This is a genomic window from Chitinivibrionales bacterium, from assembly GCA_035516255.1.
GTDB lineage: Bacteria > Fibrobacterota > Chitinivibrionia > Chitinivibrionales > FEN-1185 > FEN-1185.
Window position 1 is genome coordinate 24,384 of the sequence record DATJAL010000019.1, and the last position, 23,733, is coordinate 48,116.

A 23,733-nucleotide genomic window follows, 5' to 3' on the forward strand; every position below is an offset into this window, starting at 1 on the left:
GGCCTTTCAAGCAGCAATATATTTTTACTACCAATGTAATGTCTCTCGCCCCTCAAACGTTATAATTTGCAGCAACCTTCAGGAGCCCCGGAATGATCATCCATCTTTCCAAAGACGCCACGCCGCAGGACGTTCAGGAAGTCGTCAACCGAATCCACGCCGCCGGGCTCAAGCACGAAAACCTGCACCCGACCACTCGCACCACGCTCATCGGAGTCCTCGGCGACACGAGCGGAATCGAGGAAAGTTATTTCCTCGAATTGAGCGGCGTGGAAAAGGTGATACGCATATCGCGGCCGTACAAGCTCGTGTCGCGCGAATTTTCGAGCGAATCTAAAATTATTTCCGTTGGCGACGTAAAAGTCGGCGGCGATAAACCGGTGCTCATGGCCGGACCGTGCGCGCTGGAAAATGAGCAGCAGGTCGAGACGATTGCGAAGTACATTGCTGACCAAAAAATTCCGATCATGCGCGGTGGCGCGTACAAGCCGCGCACGTCTCCGTACGCCTTTCAGGGAATGGGCGTGGGGGGGCTCAAGCTGCTTGCGCAGATGCGGAAAAAATACGGGCTTAAGATCGTGACCGAGGCGACCGGCCTGCACCGCCACCTGCGGCCCGACGGCAGCAGGGAAGAAAAGAACGTGCTTGAGAACGTGATAGAATACGCGGACATCATACAGGTGGGCGCGCGCAACATGAAGGCGTACGGCTTTTTGCAGGAGCTCGCGATATTGACAAAAGACAACAAGAAGCCCATCCTGCTCAAGCGCGGCGAATCGTCCACGCTCAAGGACTTCCTTCTCGCCGCCGAGTATCTCGTGGCCAATGGTAACCCGAACGTGATCATGTGCCTGCGCGGCATCCGGACGTTTGAAGAGGAGAAATTCCAGCGCTACACCGCGGACATCGGCGCGATACCGGTGCTCAAGAAGGAATCGAACCTGCCGGTCATGTTCGATCCGTCGCACGCAACCGGCTTCAAGGCAAATGTCTACGCGCTGAGCATGGCGGCAATTGCGGCCGGCGCGGACGGGCTCATCATCGAGACACATAATGATCCGGCCCATGCCCTATGCGACGGCGAACAGTGCGTGACCAAGGAACAGCTGGAAAAAATAAAAGAGGACGCGGAAAAGATAAGAGGAGCGCTTTCTTGAGTATCGTCGCTGAATTCGCCCGCCAGCTGCATGAATCGTTTCCGTGCGAAAAAGGCATGGAGCTCACGCCGCTTGACTATCCTTCAAAAGGCGGGAGCCTCGCGGACATCAGGGTGGCGCTGTTTGACGTGTACGGCACGCTGGTCAATTACTGGAAAAGGGTCTTCGCAACCGAGGCAGGCAGGCAGCATGCCGTGCTCGCCGCATTTGACAAGGTGATAGACCGTTTCGGGATCAAAAAATATCTTGTCGAGATGAACCCGGACGAACCGCCGGAAAAGACGCTGAGCGACCTGTACCACGGACTCATCTCGCTCAAGCACGGCCTTGCCGCGGAAAAGAACATCGAGTTTCCTGAAGTCAGGATCGAGGATATTTGGGAGGCCATTCTCCTCATGCTCGAGCGCCACGGCTATGATCCGTCGGGCCTGGCGCTCGGCAAAGGGTCTGATTTTCTACGGTGCATGGCCTACTGCTATAATTTCTTCGCGTTCAACCGCGGGTTGTATCCCGGGGTCGCGGACGCGCTGCAGCGGCTGAAGGAAGAGAACATCCTTCTTGGCATCTTGTCAAACGCACAGTTTTACACGCCCATTGATCTTTCGCTTTTTCTTCGTGATCAGAGCAACGGCGATATCGACGACTATTCGCGGCTGTTTGAACATGATTTTGTCTTTTTCTCATTCGAGTATGGTGTTTCAAAGCCCAACAGCCTGCTTTTTCGAAAACTGTTCGACGCCCTGTACCAACATCAGATCCTGCCGTCCCAGGCGCTGCTGGTAGGCAATGATTTGGTGTCTGATATCAAGCCGGCGCAGGAGGCGGGCATGAAAACCGCGTTTTTCACCGGAGACAACAGGTGCGTGTTTACGCACGGGAGCGATTGGACAATTATCCCTGATATTTCGTTTACTTCATGGAACGATGTGAGCCGTCGGGTCACGTTTTATTCAAAAGCCGAAAACGGGGCAACGAAAGGACTGGCATAATGGCAAAGGCACGGATGGCGGTTGCGGCATTGTGGTGCATGGCTGTTGCGGCGGCCGGCGGACAGCCGGAGATATTCTCCTTTACCGATTCCCTCGGCGCGATTGACGCGCTTCCGGCAGCGCTGCTGCGGGGCGCGCAGGAGGCCTATACGGTCAACATGAAAGGCCTTGACGCGCTTGAACGGGACAATCTCGACAGCGCCGCCCTGTGTTTCTCCAAGGCAATGTCGCTGCTCCCCAACTACACCGACGCGCGGAACAACATGGGCGTGGTTCATTTCAGAAGGGGCAACATCACCCAGGCGGGCATGCTGTGGAAGGCGATCACCGAAAGCGATCCGACGTATTCGATAGCCTATTACAACCTCGGCGTCATTGAGTTCCATAAAAAGAACTACCAGGCCTGTTGTCTGGAGATGCAGAAGGCGGTTTCGCTCAACAAAAAATTCGTCGAGGCTTTTCTCATGCTCGGCCGGGCCGAGCTCATGCTTGACAAACCCAAGGACGCGCTGGAGCATTTCAAGGCAGCGAACCGCGCCGCACCCGAGAGGTCCGAGACGTGGCAGTTTCTATCGTACGCCTATGTTCACGCGGGCGACACGGCGGCGGCGCTTTCATTTCTCACCAAGCACCAGGACAACGCGGCCGCGCTCAAGATGCTGGGCGAAATAGAGGCGTCACGCAAGAATTACAAAGCGGCTTCCGGTTATTTTTCAGATGCTGTTTCCAAGGGCGGGAACGCGGACCAGCTCCTTGACCTTGCCTCGTCGCAGATTGACGGCGGCAACTGCAAGGAGGCGCTCGCCACGCTTAAGCTGTACGCCTCAAAGGTGTCGGTCCAAGCGGCCGATGCGTACCTGTTTTCGGGGATCGCGGCAAAAGACTGCGGCGACATCACCGGCGCAAAGGCCTATTTCGAAAAGGGGATCGCCCAGTATCCGAACGACGCGATTTTACGCTATAACCTCGGCCAGATCTATTTCCACCTGAAGCAGTTCGACCAGGCGGAAGCGATGTGGAACGCGGTGAGCGATTCACTCAACGACCCGTCGCTGTATTACTTGCGCGCCCTCAACGCGCGGCGCAGGGGCAACCTCGACCTTGCCGAGACATACGTGCGCAACGCGCTGCGGCGCGACGAGCGCGCCGAATACCTTGATCTGCTCGGCATTATCCTTTACACAAAGGGGAAGAAGGACGAGGCTGCCGAGAGCTTCAAGAAGGCGCTCAGGCTTGATCCCGAACTGCGGTCGGCGCAGCTCAACCTCGCGCTCATCACCCAGAGCAAGGACGAGCTCGAAAAGGCGGCGATCGAAACCGAGAAAAAACGCGCCGAGTGCCGCAGCAAATGCCAGGACATCTCGCTCGAGCTTGCGATCCTGTATTATCATCAGGGACTGCTCGACAAGGCCGCCAACCTGCTCGAAACCTTGCCCGACGGCGAGAAGAGCGAGCGCATCTTCCGTCATCTCGCCCTGTTTTACCGGGACCTTCATGAATGGGACAAGGCGATAAAAACGCTTGAAAAGGCGAAAACGTTTTTCGTACTCGACGCGCAGACCGAATACGAACTCGCCGAGGATTATCTTTTTTCAGGCAACAACCAGAAAGCGATTGAGGCGCTTACCAACCTTATTGCAAAATGGGACCAGAACCCCTGGCGCATCTTTTACCAATTGGGCTATGCATACATGGAATTAAAGGAATTCGAGAAGGCAAAAAATTACCTGCAGCAAAGCTTAAAGAAGAAACCGGACAACCTTGCCGCACAGGGACTTATGGCTTACATTCTTAATGCCGAAGGCGACGTAGCGCAGGCAAGGAGTTTATGGGAGAAAACCTTAAAAGAAGACCCGAATAATTTTACCTTGATGATCAACATGGGCCTTTCTTTGGAAAAAGACGGGAAGTATGACGAAGCGCTTCAATATTATCAGAAGGCACAGATGCTTAAAACCGGCGATAATGCGCTGCAGATCAATATTGGCAACGTGTACAGCGGCATGGAGAAAAACCACGAAGCGTCACAGGCGTATGCCATTGCGTTGAATTCGTCCAAGCGCAACCTGGCCGCGTACGATCTTTTTCTTCTTGCGCAGAAGACGGCGAGCGAGACACAGATGCAGGAAATGCTGGCCATCCTTAATAACGAATTCTCAGGCTCGGATTACACAAAACGCGCCCAGGCAGAGATGCTGTTATGGAAAAAGGACACGGTGCAGGCGCTTGCCAAATTGGAGGCGCTGCCGTCGAAAGATCCGGGCGACTGGATCACGCTCGCCAAGGTGTACACCGCCAGAAAAAACTTCGCAAAGGCGTCGCAATGCCTTGACAAGCTGCCGCAGGACCCGTACTGGGAAAAGGCGCGCACCGGCGTCAAGGCGCAGATGGATTTCTTTTCCGGCAATTACGCGGGCGCGCTCCTGGGCTGGAAAAGCCTCGGCGATTCGGGCTTCCCCGTGCAGTACAACATGGCGGTCGCGGCGTTCAACGCAAAGGAATACAACGAGGCAATTGTCATAGGGGAAAAAATCGTGGCAAAGGCGCGCGGCGACGACCGGGCCGACGTGTGCAGGCTCGTGGGCAACGCTGCCATGGGCCTCAAGCAGTGGAAAAAGGCACTGCAGTGGTACCAGCAGCTTGAAGACGTCAAGCGGGGAGATCCTCTTGTCGAATACAACCTTGCCGTCATCAGCTACAATCTCGGCAGCATGGAGGAATCGTGGACGTATTACCAGAAGGCGCGGCAACTCGACCCGAAACTCGAGAACAAGGACATCGAAAAGCGGTACCAGAGCATCCATCCGGAAAGCGGCGCCGCCGCGCAGGTGATGGATTCAACAGACCTCTGGTACAACGCCGCGATAACGCTGCAGGACAGCGGAAAGGACACCGCCGCAGAGGCCGCGTATAAAAAAATTCTAGATAAGAATCCGGCGTATTATCATGCCTGGAACAACCTGGGCGCGATCTATTCGGGAAGGGGGGAGCTGCAGCAGGCCGTGGATTGTTACCTCAAGTCAATCGAGAAGCAGCACGACATTCCCGAGGCGTACGCCAACCTGGTGAATGTCTACGTGGCAATGGAGAATTTCAAGGAAGCGCAAAGGTGGATCGTCAAGGGCAGGGGCCACAATCCCGACAGCCAGATCCTCAAGGATCTTGAGGTGAAGGTGAAGGAGTTGGCGAAAAAGAAAAAATAGACAAATAAATAGTTGTGCCTTTTGACCGGGGAGGTCTCCCCCTGGGGTGCTCCCCGCGAAGCGGGGGAAGGCCCAGATTCAATGTAAAAACATCTAGAAAGAATAGTTAACATGAAATCAACCGACAACCGTTACCGTCCCCCCAGAATCCGCTATGCGCTTGACAATTGGACCAGAAAGAAAATCCGAACCGACAAGAACGCCCAGCTCGGCAAGCAGGCCTTCGGCTTCGGTAAAAAGAAAAAGGGGAAATCATAGGCCGGTGGTTGTTTCAATTATTTTTCCTCTACTGGAAATCCCGTCCTGTCCTGATATAAATTTTTACCTGATACTGCCTCATTGAACCCTGTGCCCTGGGGATTGGAGGAGGGGACAATGGACTTCATGGATTCCGTTCTCATCATCGGCGGCGGCGGCCGGGAGCACGCGATGTTGAAGGCGCTGCTTCGGTCTGACCGTCCGCTGTTCATCCACGCCTATCCGGGCAACCCCGGCATGGAAAACGACGGCTGCACCATCGTCGACCAGAAGATCGGCAACTGGGGCGATCTTGCCGAGTGGGTTGACAAGAATGGAATTGACCTCACCGTGGTCGGGCCCGAGGCACCCCTCGTTGAAGGCATCGTGGATGTGTTCAGGAAAAAAGGCCGCGCGATATTCGGCCCCACCAAGAAGGCCGCGCAGATCGAAGGAAACAAGTCGTTCGCCAAGAAGTTCATGAAAAAATATGATATTCCCACGGCCGCATTCTCGGTGTTCACCAATAAGCATGACGCCGCCGCATACGTCAAAAAGCAGGGCGCGCCCATCGTGATAAAGGCGAGCGGCCTTGCCGCGGGCAAGGGCGCCATCGTGTGCGAGACCCTCAAGGAGGCAAACGACGCCCTTGCCTCCATGTTCGACGACAAGGCATTCGGCGAGGCGGGCGAGACCGTGGTGGTCGAGGAGAAAATGACCGGCGAAGAGGCCTCGGTGTTCGTCTTGTCAGACGGGAAAACGTACAAAATCCTGCCCGTGTCGCAGGACCACAAGCGCATCGGCGACAACGACACGGGTCCCAACACCGGCGGCATGGGCGCCTACGCGCCGTGCCCGCTGGTCGACAAAAAGATGCTCGCCCGGATCGAGGAAGAGATCGTCGCGCCCACGCTCGACGGCATGAAAAAAGAGGGCGCGCCGTACCAGGGCCTGCTGTACGTGGGCATCATGGCGACCCTGGACGGCCCCAAGGTCGTGGAGTACAACTGCCGCTTCGGCGACCCGGAAACGCAGGCGGTGCTGCCTCTTGTCAATTGCGACTGGTTCGAGGTGTTCTACGCGTGCGCGACCGGCAGCCTCGCGTCGGTTGAGTTGGCGGTGAGGCCCGAATACTGCGTGTCGGTGGTACTGGCGTCAAAGGGCTATCCCGGCAAGTACGAGAAAGGGAAAGTGATCGAAGGCATCGAAAAGGCCGAAAACCATAAGAGCAACGTTGACGTGTACCACGCCGGCACCGCTCTTAACAAAGAGGGAAAGTTTGAAACCAACGGCGGCCGTGTGCTCTCGGTGAGCGCGTGGGCCGAAAGCTTTTCGGATGCGATCGCGGAAGCGTACGAGGCGGTGGGAAAAATCAATTTCGAGGGAAAGACCTTCCGGAAGGACATCGCGGCAAAAGGAATGGCGAGGCTGAAGAATAAGGCGATGCAAGCGGTGGCTGCCAGATAAAGGGCGACAAAGACGCAAAGAAACAAGGTGACAAGGTGAAAAAGCTTTCAATCAGGCGTCGTTTATTGTTTTTGACTTTGTAGCCGTGTATCTCTGTCGCATTGCATCTTTTTAAGGAGTTTCCATGGCCGGGATAAAAGTCGCAATCGTCATGGGGTCGAAATCGGATAAGGAGCATGCCGAAAAGGCCGAGGCGGTTCTCAAGGAATTCGGCATCGACTTTGAGACCTTTGTCATTTCAGCGCACCGCAACCCGAACAAGATAAAGAAATTCGCGAAAAGCGCGGAGGAAAACGGGTTTGGGGTGATCATCGCCATGGCCGGCCTTGCCGCGCACCTGCCGGGTGTTGTGGCGAGCCTCACGGTCTTGCCCGTCATCGGCGTGCCCATCGACGCGGGCCCGCTCCATGGAGAAGACGCGCTGTTCTCGATCGTGCAGATGCCGCCGGGAATCCCGGTGGCGTCGGTGGGCATCGGCAACGCAAAGAACGCCGCGCTTCTTGCCGCGCAGGTGCTGTCGGTCCACAACATGAAGCTCCGCGATAAAATGAAGGAATACCGGAAGCAGTTCGGGGACGATCTTGACTGAGCGGATACCTCTTGATGCGCTTCTGTCCGGTGCCGATGCCGGAACAAGGATGACGGCGCTCGCAAACCGCGTGATGAATGGCGCGGTTTTTATTTATCCTACAGAGACAATCTACGGCATTGGCGGCCGTGCGGACAGCAAGGAAGTTGAGAATCGCATCAGGTCAATCAAAGAACGGCAGAAAGTCTCGCCATTAATTTTGATAGCGGATGACATCAAGCAATTCAAATCCTTTCATCTCAATTTTCCCCCGAACGCAAAACTCCTTGCCGATAAATTCTGGCCGGGCAATATCACACTCGTTCTCCCTGCAAAAAACAGACCGGATGGGATAGGAGTCAGGATCTCGGATTATCCTTTCATCACCACGCTGTACACCCACATAGATGTGCCGATATTCTCCACGAGCGTGAATCTCAGCGATCAGCCGTACGTAAATGATCCGGATACTATTTACAAGTTGTTTGACGGGAAGATTGATTTCATGGTTGACGCAGGGAAATTGCCGGAGTCAAAGCCGTCAAGTGTAGTCAAAGTCAATGAAGATGGTGAAGTTGAAATAGTGAGGGAAGGAGTAATTCCTAAGGAAAAAATATTCCGGATTGTTAAAGACGAATAATAAAACTGCATGGAATCCCGGTTTCGCGGGAACGACAGGCAAGGCATGGTATATTACGCTTTAACGATTGACTTCCAACTTTCAACGCTCAACCTTCAACCCTCAAAACATGCGCCGGCTTCACCCCGGGCTCCAGCCTCACGTAATTCCAATACCCATGCCACAGATATTGCTCGTCATTGAGCAGGTCCTTCACCGTATAAGCCGAATAATTGACATTCCCCAGCATTGACTCCGGAACGCCGACGGTTCCTTCATGGGTGTTGTGCGGATCAAGATTGACAACAACGATGATGCGGTTGTTCTTTTCCGGACAGATTTTTGCATAGGCGATGATATATGGACAGGTGGATTCCAGCACGGAAAAATTCACTGATGACTGTAGCGCGGGATTTTCTTTTCTTACGGTGTTGATCCTTGAAATGACATTCTTGATGTTTCCCGGCGCGTCCAAGTCGCGCACTTTGATTTGATATTTCTCGGAGTCAATGTATTCCTCGCTGCCGGGTTTTAAAGCCTTGTTTTCGCAGAACTCAAACCCGCTGTAGATGCCGTAGGACGGCGACATGGTTGCGGCGAGCACGAGCCGGATAACGAACGCGGGCCTGCCGCCGTCCTGCAGGAAAGCATGCAGGATGTCGGGCGTATTGGCAAAGAAATTCGGCCTTAAATAATTGCGGACATCGGTGCAGAACAGCTCGCGGCCGTAGGATTCCAATTCTTCCTTGGAATTCCTCCATGTAAAGTATGTGTACGATTGCGTGAATCCGATTTTCGCAAGCCTTGCCATGCGCTTGGGCCGCGTGAACGCCTCGGCGAGGAACAGCACGTCCGGGTAGTCCTTGTGGATGGTGAAGATAAGCCATTCCCAGAAGCTTGCGGGCTTGGTGTGCGGATTGTCAACCCGGAAAATCTTCACCCCTCGTTTGATCCAGAACTGCACAACGCCGAACAGCTCCCAATAAAGTCCGTCGCGGTTCTTGGTGTCAAAATCGATGGGGTAGATGTCCTTGTATTTTTTCGGCGGATTCTCGGCATATTTAATGGTGCCGTCCGGCCGCTGCCAGAACCATTCGGGATGCTCCTTTGCCCACGGGTGATCGGGCGAGCATTGGATGGCGAAGTCTAGCGCGAGCTCAATCCCCAGGCGTTTTGCTGCAGCGAGATAATGGTCGAAATCGGCGAGCGTGCCCAATTCGGGATTGATCGCGGTGTGGCCGCCCGCACTGCTGCCGATTGCCCAGCAGCTTCCCGGATCATTCGGCTTTGCATCACCCGTGTTGTTGGGTCCTCTCCGGAACGCCTTGCCGATAGGGTGGATCGGCGTCAGGTACAGAACGTCGAATCCAAGGGATGCAATGTAGGGGAGACGTTTCTCCGCCTCCTTGAATGTTGCGCTTCTGTTTGGATCGGTTCCCTGGGACCGCACGAAAATTTCATACCATGAACCGAACCGGGCCTTGTCGCGGTCGACCCACAGAGGCATTTGCAAATGGTACAGCACGGCGTCCCGGCGCGGGTCGCTGCGCAGCATGAGGTCAGCGAGTTTTTCGTCAAGCGCTGCGGCGACTTTCTCGGATACTTCGCCATTGTCTTTGATGAGGTTGCAGGACTTCCGCAGCGTGCCGGCATCGGCAGCCCCTGATTTTAGTGTGCCAAGAACATGCTCGATGATCCGCGCTCCCTCGAGCAGCTCGCTGGAAACGTCATCCATGGCCTCGGCTTTTTTCTTCAACCCGTCGCGCCATGACCCGAACACATCGGTCCATGCGCAGATGGTAAACACCCAGTCGCCAATGCTGTCGCAGGTGATTGTCCCCAGCCACCGGTCATTCACCTCTTCGGAAAGGGGGGACTCGCGCCATTCCGTATCGTCAAGCATTGGCGCTTCGCGGCAATAGGTTTTGGAAACCGGCTGCATCCTCTTTACCGGTTTATACAGGACGGCGGCGCGCAGTTTATCATGGCCGTCCTTGAAAATGTCGGCGGAGACACCGATCGCTTCGTTGACAACCGCCTTTGCGGCAAAACGCCCGTTGTCAACCGCCGGGCTCACTCCTTCGATGATGATGCGGCACTGGTCAATGGCCATGGATGGTTTTACCTCACGAGTGTTCTTTGATGACTTCGGCATACATGTCTTTTGTCTTTTTCGCAATTGAGGCCCAGGAAAATATCTTCTCCACACGGAGCCTTCCAGCTTTCCCCATTTTTTTCGCGAGCTTGCGGTCGCGCAGGAGCCTGTTGATGGCGTCAGCGAGCGCCTTCGGGTCGGCAGGCGGCACGAGGAGCCCTGTTTCGTCCGGCACCACCACTTCCTGGATGCCGCCCACGGCGCTTGCCACCACGGGTGTTTCGCAGGCCATGGCCTCGAGGTTGATGATGCCAAACGGCTCGTACACCGAAGGACATACGAAGAGGCAGGCGTTGGTGTAGAGCTCCATGGCCTGGTCCTCGCGCAGCATGGTGTTGATCCATGTCACGCGTTTCTGCCTGGCGACTTTTGCGGCGATTTCCTTCTCAACCTCTGGCGTGTCGGGCGCCGAGGTGCAGCACACGAGGCGCACGCCGGGATCGACGTATTCCATTGCGTCAAGAAGGTGCATCATGCCTTTCTGGCGGCTCGTGCGCCCGAGGAACAGGATATAGTCCCCGGCGATTTCGTAGGCGCGCAGCGTGTCCGTGCCCGTTGCGGGTCGCCATGTGTCAAGGTCGATGCCGTTGTGGATCACCGCGATGTTCTTTTCGTCAACGTTGAAATGCTCGAGGATCTCGCGCCGCGCGTGTTTCGACACGGCGACGATGCGGTTGGCATTTTCGAGCGCGACCTTCTCGACCCAGGTGGTGAGATGGTAGGATCTGCCGAGCTGCTCCTCCTTCCACGGACGCAGCGGCTCCAGGCTGTGCACCGTTGCAACGTAGGGAACGTTGTACAGCACCTTTGCCATGAAGCCAGCCAGCGCGCCGTACCACGTGTGTGAATGCACGATGTCAGCGTCGATGGGGTCACGTACCATGGAAAGGTTGGTTGAAAACGTGCCGAGCGCGCTGTTGAACAGCGGATTGTCGCCCTCCCACATGCGGGGCCACGCCTGATAACCCTTCACCCTGAGCCTGCCGTTTTCTGCGGCCTGGTCGCCCACGCAGCGCACTTCCACGTCAATGTACTTGGCCACGGACGCGGCGAGGTTCTTGATGTGTACGCCGGCCCCGCCGTAAACGTAGGGAGGATATTCTCTTGTAAAGTAAACGACCTTCACGATGCGCCTTTACTTTCCCGCCTTGCGCGGAAAGATGCTTTCTCCCGGTCCAACGGGTTTTTTAAAGCATTCTTCACCCGCCTCGGGATGGATGATGCAGTTGCGGCCGATGGTTGCCTTTGCCGGTATGCGCACTTCCATGCCCACGACCGTTGCGCCGCAGGTGAGCGACCGCGGCATTTCCTTGCACGGCGACGTTTTTCCGTCACCGACCACCGACGCCGCTCCGAACACGGCGCGTTTGTCTGAGATTACTTTGTCAAGGACCGCGCCTTCCTTGACGATCACATCGTCCCAAAGAACGGAGTTGGAAACCACCGCGCCCTTCTCGACCTTGACGCCGGGAGAAAGCACGCTGTTGCGCACGGTGCCGGCGATCTCGCAGCCTTCGGATACGAGCGAGTTTTTTACCGACGCCTGCGGCAGGCAGCGCGTGGGCGCGGGAAGCTTGAGCAGGGTGTTGGAGCGGATCTTCCATTCGTTCAGATTGACTTTCGGCGAAGGGCCCAGAAGGTTCTGGTGAAACTCGTAGTATTCGTCAAGCGTGCGGGTGTAATACCATTCACCGTTGAAGGTGTATCCGTAGGCGGAGCGCCGCGGGATGAGACGCCTGATTATCTCGTGGAATTGAACCGTGCTCACTTCGTCTTTCCCCGAAGCGGCGCGCAGCAGTTCGTCAACAAGCACCTGGCGCTTGAACAGATACACGCCGATGGAAGCAAGGTTGGTGCGCGGATACTCCGGTTTTTCCGTGAAATTCACGATCTGCCCGACTGAATTGAGCTCGCCGATCCCGAAGCGTGAGGGCTGCTCGCTGACGGGTTTGAACGCCATGGAAACGTCCGCTGCGCGCTCCTTGTGGAAGCTGAGAAACGTGGTGTAGTCCATGTTGCAAACGTGGTCGCCGGACACGATGAGCACGTCCTCGGGCTGGTTTTTCTCTATGAAATCGATGTTCTGGTACAGCGCATCGGCAGGACCGCGGTAGAATTCGCCGCGATCGGGGCCGATGTAGGGGGAAAGGAACCGCACCGCCCTGTCGGTGCCCACAAGGTCCCACGCCATGCCGATGCCCACGTGGTTGACAAGCGAGGCGGGCCGGTACTGGGCGAGGATGCCCACGCGGCCGATGCCCGCGTTGGCAAGGTTGGTGAGCGCGAAATCGATGGTGCGGTAGGAGCCGGCAAAGATAACCGCGGCCTTTGCGCGGCGTTCGGTGAGGACCGCAAGTTCCTCAACCCTGCCGGCTGCGAAAATCATGGCGATAGTTTTTTGCATAGGGGATACCTGCGTTGAGTATAACTGACTGAGGAACAGGACATTACGTTGTCTTAGTTTCAGCTATTGATTATACTACATGGTTAAAGAATTGACAAGCGACTTGAGGTGTTTGGACAGGAGGGAATTTTGATAAAAGAAAATTTGTGGATAATTCTTTTTAGTGAACGGATTTTACGGTTCCTGCAAATGTAATTCAGGAAGTATATTTTATCAAATTCATGGAATCCAATAGCTCACCGGCAACTTCCAAAGCGCAACGCCCCCGGCTTCTCCTCATCAATCCGTACGCGGAAATAAAGCAGTATGTTTCCAACGTTGGATTTGCAAGGTTGATAGGAAAAAAAGTCACAACGACCCCGCTTGCATTGCCTCTGCTCGCCGCACTCACACCTTCCCGCTGGGAGGTGAGGATCATCGATGAGGAGCTCGAGCCGCTGCCGCAGGATATCACCGCCGACCTTGTCGGCATCACCGCGCTTTCAAACACCGTTGACCGGGCCTACGTCATTGCCGACTCCCTGCGCAAAAGGGGGATGAAGGTGGTGATGGGCGGGCCCAGCGCGAGCTGCAACGTGCACGAGGCGCTTTTGCACGCGGACGGCGTGGTGATCGGCGAGGCCGAGGAGGTGTGGAAGTCCTGTCTTGACGATTGCGAAGCAGGGCGGCTTGCAAAGACCTACAAGGCGGATAAACCGGCGCCGTATAAAACATCGCCGCGTCCGCGCTGGGACCTGATTGACACCAAGAACCTGGCCGCAATGCCGGTGCAGGTGTCGCGCGGGTGCCCGCACCACTGCGATTTCTGCCTTGTGTCCGAGCTCTTCGGCATTGCCATGCGCTACCGCGATGTTGACGACGTCGTCGATGAAATAAAATCGCTTCCCATGAAGACAATATTTTTCGTGGATGACAACCTTACCGCAAACAAGGAATACGCCGCACGGCTCATGAAGCGCATCATGCCGCTCGGGGTGAAATGGATGTCCCAGGCGAGCATGGAGATCGCCAAACACCCGGATCTGCTCGAGGACATGGCCAGGGCCGGTTGCATGCACATTCTTGTCGGCTTTGAATCAATGAACGAAGCAAGCCTCGGCGAGGCTCACAAGCGCCATAACGACATCCGCGCGTACGCTGGCGCAGTTCGCGCCATCAACGAACACGGCATCCACGTCAACGCCTCCATGATCGTGGGGTTCGACAACGACACGCCTGATGAGTTCAAGAAGATCTACGATTTCATACACGCGGAAAATTTATGGTATGTCAACCTCAACCTCCTCGACGCGATCCCGGGAACGTCGCTGCACCGCCGCATCGCGGCCGAGGGCCGCTGGGTCAACCGGCCCAACAACCTGACCGGCGGCATGTTTCCCACAATCAGATACAAACAAATGACGCAGGTTGAACTTTTCGACGGGTTCATGCACACCATGCGGCGGCTCTATTCGTGGGACGACCTGCATGACCGGATCACGGCGCTGTTTTCCACCGGATGGTTCAACAGGCCGGAACATAATCCCGATATTTCCCTGCTTGACAAGATACTCATGACCTTTAAGATCGTCTGGCTGTTCTTGATAGCGGGCGGTCCCGCCAAGCGCCGCGTTTTCCTTTCGCTTTTCAGGCTCATACGGAAGCGCCGCGTGACGCCCGAAAAAGTGGTGTTTTTCCTCATGACCGTCGAGGGAATGAACAGGCTCACGCGGCAGTTGCTCCCCGACGTTCCCGGTTGGCGTGACAAATTCGCATCCGTGGATGCGATAACTTCCGAAAAGTAGTATTTTAAAAATGCATCGGCAGTTCACTTAACAGGAGGCGAATGTGAAAATGGGCTTTTTATTCAGCGGCATTTTCTGGGGCAGCATCCTTATTCTCCTCGGCGTTTCCCTCATCATCAGGATTATGTTCAATATCCACGTTCCCTTGTTCAGGATCATTGTTGCATTGATTCTCATCTATTTCGGCGTACGCGTTCTTGTAGGAGGCTCATGGTTCAGGCCGTGCTGCGGAACGAACACCGTTGTGTTTTCCGAAGTGAAAACCGAAATGTCAAAGGACTCTAACGACTACAACATCATTTTCGGAAAGGGGAGCGTGAGCTTCACCGACAGCGCGCTGGCCGCGCAGAATCGCAGGGTCAGAGTGAATGCCATTTTCGGAGCAGGGGAGATCAGGATCAACCCGGAACTGCCGGCAATTGTGCGCGTCAATTCGGCTTTTTCCGGGGCCAGGATGCCCGATGGGAACATTGTTTCGTTCGGCGAATATACCTACAAGACCAAGGCATATTCAGAAAAGTCCCCGGCGCTCAAGATTGACGCCACGGTGGTGTTCGGGGGACTGGAAATTACGACGCAATGATCAGCTTTAACGATTTTAAAATTCCTCTTGGACAAACTGATAAGTGAAATATATGCCGGACCTTTGTCTGCTGATCAGACATTTTGCAATGGTCAGACAGCCGCCTTCCAAACAATTAAACCCAAATAATGAAATAGCCCGTTTTATTGAGAGAGATATCATTGTATTTTGATGATATAATCATTAACGGAATAAACACCCAACGGGTTGCGTGAAAAATGGATACCAATGAGATGATAATCGAATACAGTGACCGGGATGTAAGTGCGTGGGGCGGGATGAAGTTGATGAAGGATTTTCTTGACCGCACGGGGATTCGCGAACAGCTGCGGTGAGTTTCGTTGCCTATCGAGAGACGTCCGAAAGCCAGCGGGAAACAGTTATTGTTCGATGACGCAGAATGCCGTACCTATCGCTGCAGTGTGTTTGTCACGAATCTCGATTTACCGATGCTCCAAGTATGGAGCATGTACCGAGACCGGGCGGATGCCGAGAACCGGATTCGTGAATTGAAGTACGACTTTGGAATAGCTAGTTTTTGTCTCAGCAAATTTTTTGCAACGGAAGCGGCTTTTCGGTCGATCATGGTGGCGTATAATCTGATAAGTCTGTTCAGGCAATTTGTCCTGCGTCAGAAAAACCAGACAACATTGAGCGCATTACGTTTCAAATGCTTTGCATTAGGAGCGTGGATAAGCAAACATGCACATCAAAGGGCGCTGAAAATTTCTTTGGCAAGGGAAAAACGAGCTTGGCTGGATGGATTGTTCGATATCGCTCGCTCTTCTTCGCCACCTTGTTCAGTTTCTAATGCATAAAACGGGTTTAATTTATTACCGCTAAGAAATAAAAAAGCCTGCTTTCGATCACACCGTTAAATATTCCAATTAATCAAACTTCAAGATGTTATGCCAGTTTACTATTCAAAGTTTCTCTTACCGCCAGTAAGAAAAAATCATTGGTAAATTACTTGAAATATCGTAATATTATAGAAAGATTTGGCGTGAGAACTTGGGTGGAATCCAGCGTGTTGACGTGAGGCGCCCAATTGTTTTTTCACCGTCAAACAAGGTTTTATTATGCCCAATCTCTACGAATATGTCAACTACCGGCTGTATCTCCAGGACTTTCTCGCCGAGCACAAGAAAGACACCGGGCCCGATTTCTCCCACAAGGTGATCCTTGCGAAAATGGGAATCTCCTCGACCGGATTCCTCTCCAACGTCATGGCCGGCCGGAAGAACCTCACGCCGATCCAGATCATCAAGCTCGCCAAGATCCTCAAGATGAACAAGGCCGAGGCGGCCTATTTCGAGGCCATGGTATATTTCACGCAGGCGAAGGTCATCGACGAGAAGAACGAATATTTCAACCGCCTCGTCACGTTGCAGAAAGTAAACCTCAAGGTCCTCGACAAGAAGAAAATGTCCGTTTTCTCCAAATGGTATTATGTGGTAATCAGGGAACTGCTGTATTTTTACAACTATTCAGGAGGCAATCCTTCGGCGCTCGGCCACAAGGTGGAACCGACCATACGGCACACCGAGGCGAACCAAGCGATCAAATATTTGGAGGAGCTGGGGCTCATCCAAAAGGACAAGGACGGGAATTTCCGGCAGGTGGAAAACGCCGTTACTTCGGGCGACGAGGTGAAATCACTGCACCTCACGAATTTCCAACTTGCCACCATGGAGCTTGCGAAAAGGGCGATCCAGAAGATCCCGGCTGCGGAGCGCGACGTTTCGGTGCTCACCATGACCTTGTCGCCCGACACTTTTCAAATGGTGAAATCGGAATTACAGCACATCAGGAAGCGAATCGCCAAAATCGCGGTTGACGAAGACAAACCCGACAGGGTGTATCAGCTCAACATTCAATTTTTCCCGGTGACAAAAAAGCCGGAAGGGCAAGCTGGCAATGGATAGGGCACTCTGCAAAGCGTTTTCTTCCGTGCTCGCCCTGCTCACGGGCGCGGGCGCATGCTTTTTTTTGCATTGCGCGGTAAACTTGGCCGGCAGCGTCACCGAGGGCGGCAATGTTGAAATTGCGGGTCTGATCGTGGATTCCCTGGGAAACCCCGCGGCCGGGGCGCTCGTGTCGGTGCGTCCTCGCAATTATGTCAAGGACACGGGCATCGCTGTTTTACAACGCAGCGTCGCCGTGGACGTCGTGACGGAAAGCAACGGCCGTTTCCGCATCGATTCAATAGAGGCCGGCGATTACTGCCTTTCGGCGACGAAAGGCGAGTCGCTGGCGGTAATGGCGCGGTTCGGCGTTCCGCCCGCCGACACGTTCAGGGATACTCTCGTGCTAGGCAGGGCGGCACAAATCAGCGGCATCGTTGTCAACCAATCCGCGCTGAGCGTGCCGATCTACGTGCAGGTGGTGGGACTCGACAGGATCGCCAAGGTCGACAGCGCGAGCGGCGCGTACCAGATTCCGCTTGTTCCCGCCGGCGATTACCGGCTGCAGGTGGTGGCCTCGTCGAGCGATTTTGTACCCCTCGTTGTCCCGGATGTAAACTGCCAGCAGGGTCAAAACACGCTGGTCGACACCATTGCGATCGCTCCGTTCTCGTCTGAAAATTACGGCTTGTGGCCCAACGCAAAAGTTATCACGCTCAACACGACCGCGGCGGGCGCCAATGTCGCGGGCACGGTAACGAACTTTCCCGTGATGGTGCATATGACCGCGCCCACGTTTACCTTCAATCAATTCCTTTCCGACGGGCACGATATCCGCTTTGCAAACAGCAAGGGCCGGCACCTGCCCTATGAAATCGAACGTTTCGACCCGTATGCGGGCATCGCGGACGTGTGGGTGCTCGTCGACACCGTGAAGGGCAACGATTCCACCGCCATCACCGTTTACTGGGGAAACCTGAATGCGGCCGCGCAGTCGCTGGCCTCCGTCGTCTTCGACACCGCGTTGGGTTATCAGGCGGTCTGGCACCTTAATCAGCGGGCGCTCAACGAGCGCCTGGATGCCACCGATAACGGGTACAATGCGCAGCCCGAGGGCTATGAAGGGGACGAATGGACCTACGGCCTCATCGGCGGATGCGACAGTGTTGACGACAACGACGACCATCTCATGGCGCCCAGCATCAACGCGGCATCGGCGCTTACGCTTTCAATGTGGGTGAATTCCTACGAATGGAACCCTTCCTCGAACCGCGAATTCTGCATTGCCAAGGCAGGTTCTGCAACGGGGAAACCGCCGCTGTATTCACTCATGATCAACGAAAACCGGCAGCTAGACATGACCGTCACTACCAACGGCAAACCGGATTCGGTGGGTGGCGGTTCGCTGACGCTTAACAATTGGTATTTTATCGCCGGCATCTATGACGGCAACGCAATCGATGTGTACATCAACGGCGCGCTGGTCGCCAGTAAAAACGTTTCGGGCGCCATAGACACCAGCGGCAGCAACACTACTATCGCGTATTTCGACAAGATTTCCCAAAAGCTCCACGGTAAAATTGACGAAGTGCGCATCATGAAACTGGCGGCAAGCGCTGATTGGATCAAGCTTAATTACGAAAACCAGAGGCCGGGCAGCACTTTTGTGCGATTCGCGAATTAATGCATCTTCCGGTTAGTCCCTGCGGCGCGCAAAGCGCAGGATCTCTACCCGTGTTTTTCCCTCATTGACGTATTCCTCCCACGCAAGCGACGACGCGAAACCGGCCTGGTAGGCACATGTTTTGAATTCCTCCCACCACTGACGGCAGGGGTCGGCGATAAAGGCGGTTCCACCGGGTGATAACGTGCTGTTAAGGAACCGAAGCACGGGAGCGATCCAGCGCCGCTCGTAAATGATGTCCGACGCGATTACACACTCGATTGCGGGTCTGAGGCAGGCATGGCGCCAGTCCGCGCATATGACAAACGCCTTTTGCTCGTGCAGCAGAATATTATGCCGGGAAAACCTGCATGCGTCGATGGATATGTCCGTTGCAACGCATCGGATGCCTTTTCTGGCACACACCGATGCGACAATGCCAAGGCCGCTGCCGAGCTCCACCACCCAGGCGTCTACCGGAATTGCGTCTGCTCCCCGGCCTGCCATGAAATTGAACATGGCGAACGAGGCGGGCCACTGCTCCGGCCAGTAGGGGAGCATCTTGTCCTTGTCATATTCTTCATCGGTCATCGAATCGAGGATTGCGTCGGGGTCGGCAGGACGCACGAATTCAAGATGCCCGCTTTGATAGGGCATTGAAAATCGGATAGAAGGCATGCTCAGCATGGTGTAAAATTAACATCAGGGAAACGTGAAATCAACGAAACTGGTGAAACGTCATTCGTGAAAAACAGGGAAAAACGCCGCTGAGGCACCCTGTTTGATGTTGACCCTGGCCCAATTTAACGGTATAATCAGAGGGAAAGAGGCCTCGGTGCATTTTGGAATGCCGAAAGCGGGGGAAGCGGCCATGAAAGGAAAATACTGCAAGCTCTATGATGAGAACCTCGTACGCAACATCATGATTTCCACCGGGCTCTCCATCATCGAATACATCAAACAGTGCAAAAGCGCGGATGCGATTGACATCTGCGACTTCATTGAACAGAACGCCGACAATATCATCGAAAACACCATAGAAGATATGAACCACGATCATCCCGATGGCCCGCGGGCGCCCGAAGACGGGCAGGCAGACGACGAAAATCTTTCCCTTTAAAGCAAGTTGCAAAGTCAAAGAGTTACAAAAAGACACGTACATAAAAGGGCATGCTCTCATTTTTCACTTTGTTACCGAGTATCTCTGTCACATTGTTACTATTTTCCCCTCACATTAATTAATTTATTATCCCGTTGCAATGCCGAGGTGGCGGAACTGGTAGACGCAGTGGACTCAAAATCCACCGGGGGCAACCCCATGAGAGTTCGACTCTCTCCTTCGGCACTTCTCATCGCGCCGCGCCGACGTACCCGGCCTTCTATTTATTCAAAATCAAGCAAGCAATGAATTATTTTCTGCTTTGCAGGGTAAATGGGACGAATCCCGGCAAATCAAACTCCTGTTTATTACAATAAAAACGGAGTGCGCATGGCCTCAATCGTTAGAAGCTCGGGCGTCGAGTGGGCTGGTTTTATCGGCAGGGACCTGGGAAATGTGACCCTGATAAGCGAGCTCGGCCGCGGCGTGATGGGCGTGGTGTTCGTCGGCTACCAAAAGACCCTGCGGCGGCAGGTGGCGGTCAAGGTGCTGGTAAAGGCCAAGGCCCAGGCGTCAGGCGAGCTTGCCAGCGACCTGTTTCGTGACGAGGGCGAAATGGTGGCCGTGCTTTCCCATCCAAACATCATCCCGATTTTCGAGATGGGCGAGGCAGACGACTGCTTTTACCAAGTTATGCAGCTGGTGGACGGCATAGATTTGCGGAGCACCATGCGGCGGCTCTCCAAACACCCCATCCCCTCAAAACGTCTCATTCCGCTTTCCGAAACCATTGACTTCATGATGCAGGTGCTCGATGCCCTCGGATACGCGCATGAGGAGGGCGTTATCCACCAGGATATAAAGCCCGCGAACATTCTCATCGAAAACCGGAGCAAGCGGCCGCTGGTGGCGGACTTCGGCATTGCACGCGCGCTATCGGGTGAATATAAATCGGAAGGACTCGTGGTGGGCACGCCGCTGTACATGTCTCCCGAGCAGGTCAACGGCAAGGTGACCGACGGAAGGACAGACATATATTCGGCGGGCGTCATCCTGTTCGAGATGGTGGTCGGCAGCCTTCCGGTGAGGCCTGAGGAAAAGACAACGCAGATCCTGCTGCGAAAGAAAAACGCGCCCGACACCTTTTTCACGGCAAAACCGCGCGAGATGTCTCCTGCGATCAGCGCCGAACTCGAGCGGGTGATCCTCAAGGCGGTCGCGCCTAATCTGGAGTGGCGTTACCGCGACTGCCGCGCCTTCATCGATGACCTTAAAAAGGTCCGCGATCTGCAGAGCGGCAGGCCCTTGCCGGGCCGCGCCGGAGCGTCCCTGTGAACGCGCCAGGCGGCCAGGGGCCCGTTGACCAGAAGCATGCCGAGACCCTCGCCAGGCTTTTCAACCTCGTGTATAACAGCGCGATGCTGTACGGCGGCAACCACCAGAAAACCACGGATGCCGCAATCCCGTTTGCCAATTTCCTTGGCAGGGTCGCCAAGGGGAACACGCTCGTGTCCCTGCTGGCGGAACGTGACTCGGTGTATATTGAAAACCACTGCATCGATAAAATCATCAACGCCCGCCGGCTTGTAGCGCATTTTAAAAAGGCCGGTTTACAATCGGTCACGTTCTCGTCGGAGGCCACCATCGAAGGCGTCAAGGTGCTGTTCCATGTGCTCAGCGACATGCTGGCCTACCCCACGGCCGACCTGATGAAGCAGGGCCTTGCCTTGCAGAATGTCAAGGGAATACGCCTCAACTACGTTGTGTACCGTAAGATGACCGCCGACGAGGCGATCGTCAACAAGGACGCCGCGTCGGCGGGGCTGCAGGCGTCGTCCGCTTCGCCGCAGGACACCTCCGTCACGAAACAGGTGCTCGACGGCCTCACCGGCCTTATTTCAGCGCAACAGCTGATGGGGGGCGCCAGGGCGGGCGCCGCAGCGGCGGGGCAGGACACGGGCATTTCGCAGGGCGCGGGCCTTGAAACCATGCTGGCACACCTCAGGGCCGTGAATACGCAGATGAGCGCACCGGGCCAGGCGGGCGCCATGACCGGCCAGCAGATGGTGGACGCTGTGGCCAAGCTCAGGAACCAGGTGGCGGAAAACCTCGACCTGATCCGCAAAACGCACGACCTTAACGAATCGGAAAACCTGGTGGCGAGCGAGGTGGACGCCATGAGCCACGAGGTGATGCTGCGCCTCATCAAGGAGGAATACAAGGCCGGCGGCGTTTCGTTGCGCAGGCTCGCGCAGATCATCCGACGCATGATGCCCGACATCAAGGAGCTCAAGCGCATGCTGCCCCGGCTCAAAGAAACGCTGCTTTCGGAGGGCATGCCGCAGGCCGAATACCTCCAGCTCGTGACCGAGATCCTCAAGGACATCGATTCGGAAGGTATCGCCGGCGTTTTTGAAAACGCGGTGCAGGACATCGGCATTACCATGAACGAGCTCGTGGATTCGATCAAGGAGGACCCGGCCGACGCCGCGCGCCTCATCATCCTCGCCTCGGAGATCCGCAAGACCACGCGCCAGGACTCGGCGCAGCTCTCGGCCATGCTCACCGACTACGTGGAGCAGGTGAGCCGCTCGCTCGCCCTCGAATCAAAGGAAATGGCAAGCAGGGAAGGAATCCATCTTGTAAAGGCCACCATCGGCAGGATTGAAAAAGACCTCGTGGAGAAGCTCAAGCGCCACGGGATCCCGGAGCCGGTGCTCGACGAGGCTTCGCAGCAGCTCGCGGAAAGGCTTGACAAGACAGCATCGGATTTCAAGCAGGAGTGGGCGTCGAAGTTCGTGGGTACGCTCAAGGACAGCGGCGAAACGCACCTCGTGCAGACCCTCAAGGACATGGTGCGCAACGAAAACGACGCGCAGTTTTTGCAGAAGCCGTTCACCGAGATGCTCAAGGCAAAGGGCTTCAGCGACACGCGCATCGCCGAGTTCTTCGAAAAGGCGAAAGCGACCCCCGCCAAGGCGCAGCCGGAGCTCCCCAAGGGTGTTTTGAATGTCAATGCGACCATGTACTTCCTGGAACTGGAAATCAAGCGTCATCAGCGGTACAACACGCCGTTTTCGTGCCTCATCGTCACGCCTGAGGTAGTGCGGCCGGAAAGCGGCCCTTCCCGTACCGCAAACGATGCGGATCAAAAGGCACTCATGCCGCACATTCTCGCTTTCCTGCGCAAGGCGCTGCGCGACCTCGACATGGTGGGATCGCTTGGACTCGTTTCGCGCGACGTGCCCTTCGTGGTGCTTCCCATGACCGAAGGCCCCGGCGCAAATACGGTCACGCTCCGTATGGAAAAAGGTCTTAATGCCATGATGTTCGACTGCGGGACCGAGCGCCTGCGCGCCGCATTCGCCGTCACGTTCGCGTCGTTTGACAAGAAGACAATGACCGGCTACCGCTCCTTTCTCGAGCTCGCGCTTGCGGGGCATAAGAAAAAGGAAGAACAGGTTCGAGCAACGGCGAAGACATGACAATGCTGTTAGACTTAGTCCTGTCTCCAATGATAAGTGTGGAAAAATAAGGATGAAAAAGAACGGAGGGGAGAGGATTTGAACCTCCGGTAGCAGTTTTACCCACTACGACGGTTTAGCAAACCGTTGCCTTCAGCCACTCGGCCACCCCTCCATAGGTAGACGATGCCTCGATGAAAAGTCAGATAAATATAATTGTTAATGTTGGGGGTTGAAAAGGCTTTCATCCTGCGTGTATCTTGATTTCATATTTTTTGACCGCGCCTGCGCCTGATAATTTTCCACAACACCCGCCGATTTCACGCCCCATGATATCGAGCCCCAACGAAAGCTTTACCGTCGCCAGTGCCGTTTCCATGCAATTGCCCCCTGTGTATTGTACCTGAGCTTCATTGCCCAGCATCACTGGAAGGGTA

20 protein-coding genes and 2 tRNA genes are annotated in these 23,733 nt (G+C 55.2%); 16 read left to right on the forward strand and 6 right to left on the reverse strand.

Annotated features, from left to right (window positions below; all coding sequences use genetic code 11):
- The first annotated feature begins 92 nt into the window (after positions 1 to 92).
- From aroF to VLX68_06560, 7 genes are all read left to right on the forward strand, one after another.
- A complete protein-coding gene (gene aroF / locus VLX68_06530; GenBank protein HUI91889.1) occupies positions 93 to 1,157 on the forward strand; it encodes a 3-deoxy-7-phosphoheptulonate synthase in 1,065 nt (354 codons plus the stop codon).
- Positions 1,154 to 2,146: an HAD family hydrolase gene (locus VLX68_06535; GenBank protein HUI91890.1), complete on the forward strand. Its 993-nt coding sequence runs from the start codon at positions 1,154 to 1,156 to the stop codon at positions 2,144 to 2,146. The genes aroF and VLX68_06535 overlap by 4 nt, the downstream gene beginning before the upstream one ends.
- Complete coding sequence (locus VLX68_06540) at positions 2,146 to 5,349, forward strand: tetratricopeptide repeat protein (GenBank protein ID HUI91891.1); 3,204 nt, start codon at positions 2,146 to 2,148, stop codon at positions 5,347 to 5,349. Before VLX68_06535 ends, VLX68_06540 begins: the two co-directional genes overlap by 1 nt.
- A gap of 111 nt (positions 5,350 to 5,460) precedes the next feature.
- Positions 5,461 to 5,607 carry a hypothetical protein gene (locus tag VLX68_06545; protein ID HUI91892.1) on the forward strand — a complete coding sequence of 49 codons (147 nt, stop codon included), beginning with the start codon at positions 5,461 to 5,463 and terminating at the stop codon, positions 5,605 to 5,607.
- A 117-nt stretch (positions 5,608 to 5,724) separates the two neighbouring features.
- On the forward strand, positions 5,725 to 7,053 hold the full coding sequence (gene purD, locus VLX68_06550) for a phosphoribosylamine--glycine ligase (protein ID HUI91893.1): 1,329 nt from the start codon (positions 5,725 to 5,727) through the stop codon (positions 7,051 to 7,053).
- 124 nt (positions 7,054 to 7,177) lie between these two features.
- Complete coding sequence (gene purE, locus VLX68_06555; GenBank protein HUI91894.1) at positions 7,178 to 7,642, forward strand: 5-(carboxyamino)imidazole ribonucleotide mutase; 465 nt, start codon at positions 7,178 to 7,180, stop codon at positions 7,640 to 7,642.
- Positions 7,635 to 8,261 carry an L-threonylcarbamoyladenylate synthase gene (locus VLX68_06560; GenBank protein ID HUI91895.1) on the forward strand — a complete coding sequence of 209 codons (627 nt, stop codon included), beginning with the start codon at positions 7,635 to 7,637 and terminating at the stop codon, positions 8,259 to 8,261. The genes purE and VLX68_06560 overlap by 8 nt, the downstream gene beginning before the upstream one ends.
- Positions 8,262 to 8,349: 88 nt before the next feature.
- On the opposite strand, the gene VLX68_06565 is transcribed toward VLX68_06560, so the two are convergent.
- The 3 genes from VLX68_06565 to VLX68_06575 are packed head-to-tail and all read right to left on the reverse strand — an operon-like array spanning position 8,350 to position 12,799.
- The gene (locus VLX68_06565) at positions 8,350 to 10,395 is read right to left on the reverse strand and encodes an alpha-1,4-glucan--maltose-1-phosphate maltosyltransferase (GenBank protein HUI91896.1); all 2,046 of its coding nucleotides are present in this window, start codon (positions 10,393 to 10,395) and stop codon (positions 8,350 to 8,352) included.
- Complete coding sequence (gene glgA, locus VLX68_06570) at positions 10,367 to 11,521, reverse strand: glycogen synthase (GenBank protein HUI91897.1); 1,155 nt, start codon at positions 11,519 to 11,521, stop codon at positions 10,367 to 10,369. Before glgA ends, VLX68_06565 begins: the two co-directional genes overlap by 29 nt.
- Before the next feature lie 9 nt (positions 11,522 to 11,530).
- Positions 11,531 to 12,799 carry a sugar phosphate nucleotidyltransferase gene (locus VLX68_06575; protein ID HUI91898.1) on the reverse strand — a complete coding sequence of 423 codons (1,269 nt, stop codon included), beginning with the start codon at positions 12,797 to 12,799 and terminating at the stop codon, positions 11,531 to 11,533.
- Between the two features lie 221 nt (positions 12,800 to 13,020).
- Here VLX68_06575 and VLX68_06580 point away from each other — a divergent pair, with 221 nt between their 5' ends.
- From VLX68_06580 to VLX68_06600, 5 genes are all read left to right on the forward strand, one after another.
- Positions 13,021 to 14,583 carry a radical SAM protein gene (locus VLX68_06580; protein HUI91899.1) on the forward strand — a complete coding sequence of 521 codons (1,563 nt, stop codon included), beginning with the start codon at positions 13,021 to 13,023 and terminating at the stop codon, positions 14,581 to 14,583.
- A gap of 49 nt (positions 14,584 to 14,632) precedes the next feature.
- A complete protein-coding gene (locus VLX68_06585; protein HUI91900.1) occupies positions 14,633 to 15,166 on the forward strand; it encodes a hypothetical protein in 534 nt (177 codons plus the stop codon).
- Between the two features lie 383 nt (positions 15,167 to 15,549).
- Positions 15,550 to 15,984: a transposase gene (locus VLX68_06590; GenBank protein HUI91901.1), complete on the forward strand. Its 435-nt coding sequence runs from the start codon at positions 15,550 to 15,552 to the stop codon at positions 15,982 to 15,984.
- Between the two features lie 261 nt (positions 15,985 to 16,245).
- On the forward strand, positions 16,246 to 17,091 hold the full coding sequence (locus tag VLX68_06595; protein HUI91902.1) for a TIGR02147 family protein: 846 nt from the start codon (positions 16,246 to 16,248) through the stop codon (positions 17,089 to 17,091).
- Positions 17,084 to 18,754 (forward strand): DUF2341 domain-containing protein, encoded by a 1,671-nt coding sequence (locus VLX68_06600; GenBank protein HUI91903.1) that lies wholly within the window; start codon positions 17,084 to 17,086, stop codon positions 18,752 to 18,754. The genes VLX68_06595 and VLX68_06600 overlap by 8 nt, the downstream gene beginning before the upstream one ends.
- 12 nt (positions 18,755 to 18,766) lie before the next feature.
- Here VLX68_06600 and VLX68_06605 read toward each other — a convergent pair whose 3' ends face one another.
- Positions 18,767 to 19,390: a methyltransferase domain-containing protein gene (locus VLX68_06605; GenBank protein HUI91904.1), complete on the reverse strand. Its 624-nt coding sequence runs from the start codon at positions 19,388 to 19,390 to the stop codon at positions 18,767 to 18,769.
- A gap of 214 nt (positions 19,391 to 19,604) precedes the next feature.
- On the opposite strand from VLX68_06605, the gene VLX68_06610 reads away from it, so the two are divergent.
- The 4 genes from VLX68_06610 (at position 19,605) to VLX68_06625 (ending at position 23,317) form a co-directional block, all read left to right on the forward strand.
- Positions 19,605 to 19,853 carry a hypothetical protein gene (locus VLX68_06610; GenBank protein ID HUI91905.1) on the forward strand — a complete coding sequence of 83 codons (249 nt, stop codon included), beginning with the start codon at positions 19,605 to 19,607 and terminating at the stop codon, positions 19,851 to 19,853.
- Between the two features lie 141 nt (positions 19,854 to 19,994).
- A tRNA-Leu gene (locus tag VLX68_06615) sits at positions 19,995 to 20,078 on the forward strand.
- Between the two features lie 144 nt (positions 20,079 to 20,222).
- Positions 20,223 to 21,167, forward strand: coding sequence for a serine/threonine-protein kinase (locus VLX68_06620; GenBank protein ID HUI91906.1), 945 nt, complete (start codon positions 20,223 to 20,225; stop codon positions 21,165 to 21,167).
- The gene (locus VLX68_06625; GenBank protein HUI91907.1) at positions 21,164 to 23,317 is read left to right on the forward strand and encodes a hypothetical protein; all 2,154 of its coding nucleotides are present in this window, start codon (positions 21,164 to 21,166) and stop codon (positions 23,315 to 23,317) included. Before VLX68_06620 ends, VLX68_06625 begins: the two co-directional genes overlap by 4 nt.
- A 63-nt stretch (positions 23,318 to 23,380) precedes the next feature.
- Here VLX68_06625 and VLX68_06630 read toward each other — a convergent pair.
- A tRNA-Ser gene (locus VLX68_06630) sits at positions 23,381 to 23,471 on the reverse strand.
- Positions 23,472 to 23,540: 69 nt separating this feature from the next.
- Positions 23,541 to 23,675, reverse strand: a complete 135-nt coding sequence (locus VLX68_06635; GenBank protein HUI91908.1) for a hypothetical protein — start codon at positions 23,673 to 23,675, stop codon at positions 23,541 to 23,543.
- Positions 23,676 to 23,733: the final 58 nt, after the last annotated feature.

What these genes read in the sequence shown, in the direction of transcription:
- VLX68_06575 (HUI91898.1), bottom strand. Translation starts at nt 12,799, where the DNA reads ATGCAAAAAACTATCGCCATGATTTTCGCAGCCGGCAGGGTTGAGGAA.
- VLX68_06585 (HUI91900.1), top strand. Translation starts at nt 14,633, where the DNA reads ATGGGCTTTTTATTCAGCGGCATTTTCTGGGGCAGCATCCTTATTCTC.
- purD (HUI91893.1), top strand. Translation starts at nt 5,725, where the DNA reads ATGGACTTCATGGATTCCGTTCTCATCATCGGCGGCGGCGGCCGGGAG.
- VLX68_06600 (HUI91903.1), top strand. Translation starts at nt 17,084, where the DNA reads ATGGATAGGGCACTCTGCAAAGCGTTTTCTTCCGTGCTCGCCCTGCTC.
- aroF (HUI91889.1), top strand. Translation starts at nt 93, where the DNA reads ATGATCATCCATCTTTCCAAAGACGCCACGCCGCAGGACGTTCAGGAA.
- VLX68_06580 (HUI91899.1), top strand. Translation starts at nt 13,021, where the DNA reads ATGGAATCCAATAGCTCACCGGCAACTTCCAAAGCGCAACGCCCCCGG.
- VLX68_06605 (HUI91904.1), bottom strand. Translation starts at nt 19,390, where the DNA reads ATGCCCTATCAAAGCGGGCATCTTGAATTCGTGCGTCCTGCCGACCCC.
- VLX68_06565 (HUI91896.1), bottom strand. Translation starts at nt 10,395, where the DNA reads ATGCCGAAGTCATCAAAGAACACTCGTGAGGTAAAACCATCCATGGCC.
- VLX68_06545 (HUI91892.1), top strand. Translation starts at nt 5,461, where the DNA reads ATGAAATCAACCGACAACCGTTACCGTCCCCCCAGAATCCGCTATGCG.
- VLX68_06595 (HUI91902.1), top strand. Translation starts at nt 16,246, where the DNA reads ATGCCCAATCTCTACGAATATGTCAACTACCGGCTGTATCTCCAGGAC.
- VLX68_06620 (HUI91906.1), top strand. Translation starts at nt 20,223, where the DNA reads ATGGCCTCAATCGTTAGAAGCTCGGGCGTCGAGTGGGCTGGTTTTATC.
- VLX68_06610 (HUI91905.1), top strand. Translation starts at nt 19,605, where the DNA reads ATGAAAGGAAAATACTGCAAGCTCTATGATGAGAACCTCGTACGCAAC.
- VLX68_06540 (HUI91891.1), top strand. Translation starts at nt 2,146, where the DNA reads ATGGCAAAGGCACGGATGGCGGTTGCGGCATTGTGGTGCATGGCTGTT.
- VLX68_06635 (HUI91908.1), bottom strand. Translation starts at nt 23,675, where the DNA reads ATGGAAACGGCACTGGCGACGGTAAAGCTTTCGTTGGGGCTCGATATC.
- purE (HUI91894.1), top strand. Translation starts at nt 7,178, where the DNA reads ATGGCCGGGATAAAAGTCGCAATCGTCATGGGGTCGAAATCGGATAAG.